The organism is Aeromonas sp. HMWF015, from assembly GCF_963878965.1.
GTDB classification, from domain to species: domain Bacteria; phylum Pseudomonadota; class Gammaproteobacteria; order Enterobacterales; family Aeromonadaceae; genus Aeromonas; species Aeromonas veronii.
This window is the reverse complement of sequence record NZ_CAWNZT010000095.1, coordinates 1-5748: the sequence shown is the minus strand read 5'-3', so window position 1 is coordinate 5748 and position 5748 is coordinate 1. Positions and strand designations below refer to the sequence as shown.

The following is a 5748-nucleotide window of genomic DNA, read 5'->3' as shown; positions in this document are numbered from 1 at the left end:
AATGAGCGAATGTATTTCACACAGGCAGTTGTACAGTGTCGACCTCGGTATATATGGGATACAGTTGCCCTTCATCTCTGGCTCCAGGACCGCCAGTATTGCTTTGGCAGGTGTTGCATCCAAATGGGGATGTTTGCTATAGAGCGCCTTCAGTGCCTTTTCTAACTTTTTCGGAAATGGGACCATCATCGAAATCTTTCTCTTGAGTGAAAGCACCTCAATACTTTCCAGAACCTCAGCATAGGTTTGAATGGATGAAAGTGCATACAGCACCGATGGCGTGGAGAACATACTGTCAGTGACAGTTTGAAAAGGATCATGATTGTGCTTTTCTAGTGAAAAGCCATAACTACCAAACAAGAATGCAACTTTGGCATGGTGTTCATATTCACGGTTCTTTATGACAGTGTTGTTCAGCAGGATCCCGAGCGCCAATCCAATCTGAGTCAAAATGCCTTGCAATCGCCCTACTGACACCTGCCTACTATCATTGAGTGTGGCGATTGTACGTTCATAGGCGTGTGGAAGGTCGCCATCAGCAATAAGAGATATGACCGCGTTGAAGTCATAGCAAAACGTAATGATTGGTTGTTGAATGATGTCTTGTGATGCGACGACATTGTATCGTGAATTGGCAGAAACGGTATCAGCGATCACGCGAAGCTCGTGGCGTGTTAGTCGGCTGGATTTGGTCAGAGCGATAGACAGTTTTTCAAAAAGCCCATTGAGCTCATCGGCGTGTAGTACCGCTACATCAGATGCCAGGGTATTTTCAAATAAAATGAGACAATGATCCTTTAACTCGGTGAATGCATTATTTGGACCTTCAGAAAAATCCAGGCGCTTTGATAGGTATATTGCAACCCGAGCACTATACCAAAATGCTCTTAGCTCTTTTGTCGAGGGGAATTTTGTGGCAATAACCGCTGTATTGTCCTCATCTAACTCCATACAACGTTTATTGATGGTTTTAATACTGATATTGGATGACTTCCCTTTATATCCCCTGAGCGCTTTTTTAAAATCGGTTCCCACGCCATGACCCAACAACGCCTTTTGGGTGCTGAACCATGCGTCAACGTGGGTCTCTGCATCTCGCAAGTATGCAGGGTCCAGCATATAAAGCAGGTGAGTCATCAAGCTGCCTGAGCGAAATGTATCCCTGTCGGCTGGGGAGTGAAAGATAGGAGCGGCTTGGTTGGTGATCATGGCGATCCCTTGCCTCATGAAAGGCAACTGCACATCACGTAGAAACATGGCATAGAGCTGAGACTTGGGCTGTTCATGGAACAGCTCAGTTCTATTGAAATGCAGCACCATCAGATTCATGAAATCAAACATAACCTGGAGTTTTTCCAAGTCATGTTGATTGGTGCTGGCGCTGTCTTCACCCACCAGATGTGTCGCGAGACCTTTGACCATTCGCTTCACCATGATGGTCAGTGCATCAATGCTTTTCAATTCTTGAAGCCGATGTTGGCGGCCGTATCTCAGCCCAAAAGCGTCATACATAAATGTCATGAACTCATCCAGGCTGTGACTATCTGGTATCGGCATGGCTGTTGTGGGTTGTGGCACGTTTTTCATTCCTCTGCACATTTTCGGCGTTTTGGATTTTCCTTCCTCGCTATCTTGCTCCTGTCCTATCTGCAAAGGGAAAGGCAAGCAACATCCAGGTCGACCATAGCATGACCTTTTCTTCTGCAGGAGCAGTTGAGCAGAGGACGACGGCGTTAGCGCCATATCTCTGCACATTTTCGGCGTTTTCATATTTTGGCGGCAGTTAAGCTGCACTCATTCCAAACCAAAGAGGAGATGGATCATGAACTTGCAAGACAAGGGGCACTATTGGGATCGCGAGACGCTGCATCGAGTCGTACGCATCAAGGAGCTGACTCACATTGTGGGTCTGTCGCGGTCGACGATCTACAACAAGCTCAATCCCAAATCGAAGGGCTACGACCCCGAGTTTCCCAAGCCATTGCGCTTGGGGGCTGCCTCAGTGGGGTGGCGGCTCTCGTCGGTAGACCAATGGCTCGTTTCACGTACCAACTAACACACCCATCTAACAACGAAGGTAACCGAACAATGCAAACACTCAACCTGGTAGTCGAATTTCCTGTGCATGTGCTCGATGAGCACCTGCAAGGTGTCATACGCCAGATCCAGTTGCAGACTCAAGCTCCGGTAGGGCTGATTGCCTCGTCGGTATTGGGGGCAATGGGACTTGCCTGCCAAGACTTGGTCGATGTCAGCCCTAAAGCGGGCCTTATTCACCCGGTGTCGCTGTTCTTTATTACCAAGGCTGACTCTGGTGAGCGAAAAACAGCCGTGGACGAGTTGGTCATGAAGCCCTTTCGCACACGGGAACAACTTGCCGAGCAGCATTACCGTGATGAGCTTAAAAAGCACGCTACCGAGCTCAGCGTCTGGCAAACAGAACAAAAAGCACATAAGGCTGCGTTGAACAAAGCCATTTTGGATCAGGTCGATACATCTGCATTCAAACAGGCTTTGCGAGACGTGGAGGCCGCCAAGCCATCCCTTCCCATGAACCAAAAGTGGCTGCTCAATGATGTGACGAGTGCAGCCATCAAACATGCCATTGACGCCTATGGTCGCTCTATTGGCGTATTTTCGGATGAAGCTGCACATCTTTTTTCAAGTGACTTCATGCGCGAGACGTCTGTATTGAACTCGTTGTGGGGGGCAAAGCCGATTTCTGCTATGCGCGTATCGACTCAGGGGGCGACGACGATTAGTGATTACCGTTTTAGCCTTTCCCTGATGGTCCAGGGTCAGCTGTTTGAGCGGTTTCTCGACCGCCAAGGAGAGCAGGCTCGCGAGTCTGGTTTTTTTGCCCGCTGTTTGTTGTGTGAACCGAGCTCCACGCAAGGCTCGCGATTTATGACTGCTGAGTTACCGGAAAATGATGTTGGAGCCCGATTCCATGCGGCCTATCTGAGTAACTTCCACCTGAAGGTTGAGAAATTGCTTGATTGTGCACAGTTGCGCCGCGAGGCCGGGGAGCCACGGGTATGTTTGACGCTTTCACCGGAAGCGCGTGTCAAATGGTTTGAGAGGGCAAACCTCATCGAAGGTCAGATTGGTGTCATGGGGGTATGGCGCGAGTTCCGGGACTTTGCCTCAAAATTCATGGAGCATGTCTCGCGGATTGCCGCAGTCTTGCACACCTTTAAGTCGAGCGGGCAGGTGATCTCTGACGTAACCATGCATGCCGCAATCCTGATCGTTGAGTGGTACTTCCAGCATTTCGTCCAACAGTTTAAAGCGCGTTCAGTACCGGATGACATACATCAGGCGAATAAACTTGATCGCTGGCTTGGCGATAACCTGCACAACAGCGATAACGGTGTCTTCCTGAAAAATGACATTCGTCAACGGTGTCCAAATTGCATCCGCAATACAGCGAAACTTGAACGGGCATTAAATACGCTTGTTTTTCGCGGAGCTGTTTTGGTGTACAAAGCAAAGAAAACAGAAAATGGAAAATACATCAACTATGTGGAGTACATCCCACCATATCAACGTCGGTTGGTAATCTAACTTCAGAGTGACCACCTGATAAAAAACGACGGTATTCTCGGTCACTTTAACGAATAAGTTGTGAGAAATTTCTCGGAATATTGGTGGTGTTAGATTCGGTATATGTTATACCCCAAACAAACCAAATCAGACGCACCCAAAATATACCAAATCACCATGTTCATTTAAATCGGCACATTGGCAGTGCATAAGTAAACAATGGCATGGCGTAGTCTATGCCATTGCAAGGACCTCTCATGGAACATCCGAATCATAAAAACTTACTCAAATTAGAATTTAATAACCTGCTAGCAGAAGCACAGCGTTGTTATGGTGGGATATCTTCCCACCACCTCAAAAAGAGCCTGGATGTGGTTCAGTCAGCCATTGCCACATTTGGGCGAGTATTCGCTTTACGCGTTGACCTTCGTTGTGCGAATGATGCAATTGACGAGCAATGTGATATGCCACTGTGCTTTCAGCGTAATGATCCAAAGGTGATCACCCGCTTTATAGCTGCACTGAACAGCCGCATTAAGGCAAACCTACAACGTAAAGGAAAGTCTGCTAAACCAGACTATCCATTGTATATCTGGGTTCGAGAGCGTGATACCAGCAAGTATGCACACTATCATCTGGTGTTGTTCTTCAATAAAGATATCTATGGGTATTTGGGGTGCTATCAAAACTCGGATGGCGACAATATTGGAACCAGGGTACAGAAGGCTTGGTGCAGTGCCTTGGGGATTGCGTATCCTGACCATAAACACCTGGTACATTTCGCACCCAATGGCAGCTACGTATTTAACAAGCGCTCCATGGACTTGAAGCCTGAGCACTTTAATAACTTCCTGATCCGTTTGGCGTATCTTTGCAAAACGAGAACAAAAATCATGAATGATGGCCTGCGTAACTTTGGCAGCAGCCAAGTTCAGTCGAACTGGCACGCCTAGTACGCTGTATTTTTTAACAACATAGAGGTATGTATGAATATCAAGGTAAATGACCTGCGCCAGCCGCCGGTATTGCGTGAAATGGTGAAGCTGTTTTCATCTGAAGAATTGTTGGCATTAAACGAGGTCATTGAATCCATTACGCTGGAACGGATGGAGGAAGAAGCCCGGAGTGAGCACGAGAAAATGGTAAAACAGGCGGTGATTGCTCATGTCAAAGAGCAACTGCAATCGGCGGGGCTTGAGCCAAAGGATTTAATTGCATTTATGGCGTCATCACCACGCGCCCTGAAGCAGCAGTCACTGCGTTAAGGGTGAACGATGGTGTGATATTTTAATCCTCTGTAGGGGCTGGTAAGGCCCCATATTGCAATGTGTATCCAGGCATTGATATTGGGAAGTTATCAGGGGCCTGATTGCCATAATCAATACTTTATTTATGTTTAGAACTGCTGGTTTTCATGGTGTAGGAGTTCTCGTGATAGTATCATGATAGTGAACACCAACGTCCTCGTACTCTATTCGGTATTCACAAGATGACATATCTGGATCGTTGATATAGTGTGATGGGAAGATTGATTACTTTTTTGCCACCCAATCTGTTGCGTGAGAACCTATTGATGAATGAATTTCTGAAAGTACTGTTGAACATCCGTAGTTTGCGGGCTGCACTGCGCGAGTTATCTCTGGAACAACTCAAAGAAGCCCACGAGAAAATTGAAGCAATTTATCTGGAGCGGTTGGAGGTCGCGGAGAAAGAACAAGCCGCCCAAGCAGAGCACCAGCAAAAGCTGGCTGAGTTCCAAGCCATGCTGGCTCAAGCTGGTATCGACCCCACTGAGTTGGTTGGCAGTGCCCCGGTAGCAGCGACTGCTGCTAAAGCTAAACGAGCACCTCGCCCACCGAAATACCGTTATGTTGAAAATGGCGTAGAGAAAACCTGGACCGGTCAGGGCCGAACCCCCAAGTTCCTGGCTGAGCAACTCGAGCAAGGTCGTCAGCTGGATGACTTCCTCATCTAAATAAACAAGGCCATGCCCTCACGGTGTGGCCTTTCTGTTTACAAGCTCCGTGGCTAATTAGTGCCAGCTCTCGTCGTTACGAACCAGGAATATTCGGTAATGATCTGTCGCATGACAGAGGTCAGCTCTAATGACATTATTCAAAACATCCTTTAGCATGCACATGATGCTGGCTTAGCTCAGTAGGTAGAGCAACTGACTTGTAATCAGTAGGTCACCAGTTCGAT

6 protein-coding genes are annotated in these 5748 nt (G+C 47.6%); 5 read left to right on the top strand and 1 reads right to left on the bottom strand.

Going from position 1 to position 5748, the window contains the following annotated elements; translation table 11 throughout:
- On the bottom strand, positions 1 to 1587 hold a 1587-nt coding region (locus AACS18_RS04360), incomplete at its 3' end, for a hypothetical protein (protein WP_146184848.1).
- Positions 1588 to 1822: 235 nt separating this feature from the next.
- Here AACS18_RS04360 and AACS18_RS04355 point away from each other — a divergent pair.
- The 5 genes from AACS18_RS04355 (at position 1823) to AACS18_RS04335 (ending at position 5521) form a co-directional block, all read left to right on the top strand.
- Complete coding sequence (locus tag AACS18_RS04355) at positions 1823 to 2056, top strand: helix-turn-helix transcriptional regulator (RefSeq protein ID WP_108613781.1); 234 nt, start codon at positions 1823 to 1825, stop codon at positions 2054 to 2056.
- A 32-nt stretch (positions 2057 to 2088) separates the two neighbouring features.
- Complete coding sequence (locus AACS18_RS04350) at positions 2089 to 3567, top strand: YfjI family protein (RefSeq protein WP_181363405.1); 1479 nt, start codon at positions 2089 to 2091, stop codon at positions 3565 to 3567.
- 236 nt (positions 3568 to 3803) lie between these two features.
- The gene (locus AACS18_RS04345) at positions 3804 to 4499 is read left to right on the top strand and encodes an inovirus Gp2 family protein (protein WP_108613779.1); all 696 of its coding nucleotides are present in this window, start codon (positions 3804 to 3806) and stop codon (positions 4497 to 4499) included.
- Positions 4500 to 4532: 33 nt separating this feature from the next.
- Positions 4533 to 4811 carry an H-NS family histone-like protein gene (locus AACS18_RS04340; protein ID WP_108613778.1) on the top strand — a complete coding sequence of 93 codons (279 nt, stop codon included), beginning with the start codon at positions 4533 to 4535 and terminating at the stop codon, positions 4809 to 4811.
- A gap of 308 nt (positions 4812 to 5119) precedes the next feature.
- Positions 5120 to 5521: an H-NS family histone-like protein gene (locus AACS18_RS04335; RefSeq protein WP_108613782.1), complete on the top strand. Its 402-nt coding sequence runs from the start codon at positions 5120 to 5122 to the stop codon at positions 5519 to 5521.
- The last annotated feature ends 227 nt before the right edge of the window (positions 5522 to 5748 follow it).

Excerpts from the sequence above, each read along its gene's own strand:
- AACS18_RS04355 (WP_108613781.1), top strand. The coding sequence starts at position 1,823 with ATGAACTTGCAAGACAAGGGGCACTATTGGGATCGCGAGACGCTGCAT.
- AACS18_RS04350 (WP_181363405.1), top strand. The coding sequence starts at position 2,089 with ATGCAAACACTCAACCTGGTAGTCGAATTTCCTGTGCATGTGCTCGAT.
- AACS18_RS04345 (WP_108613779.1), top strand. The coding sequence starts at position 3,804 with ATGGAACATCCGAATCATAAAAACTTACTCAAATTAGAATTTAATAAC.
- AACS18_RS04340 (WP_108613778.1), top strand. The coding sequence starts at position 4,533 with ATGAATATCAAGGTAAATGACCTGCGCCAGCCGCCGGTATTGCGTGAA.
- AACS18_RS04335 (WP_108613782.1), top strand. The coding sequence starts at position 5,120 with ATGAATGAATTTCTGAAAGTACTGTTGAACATCCGTAGTTTGCGGGCT.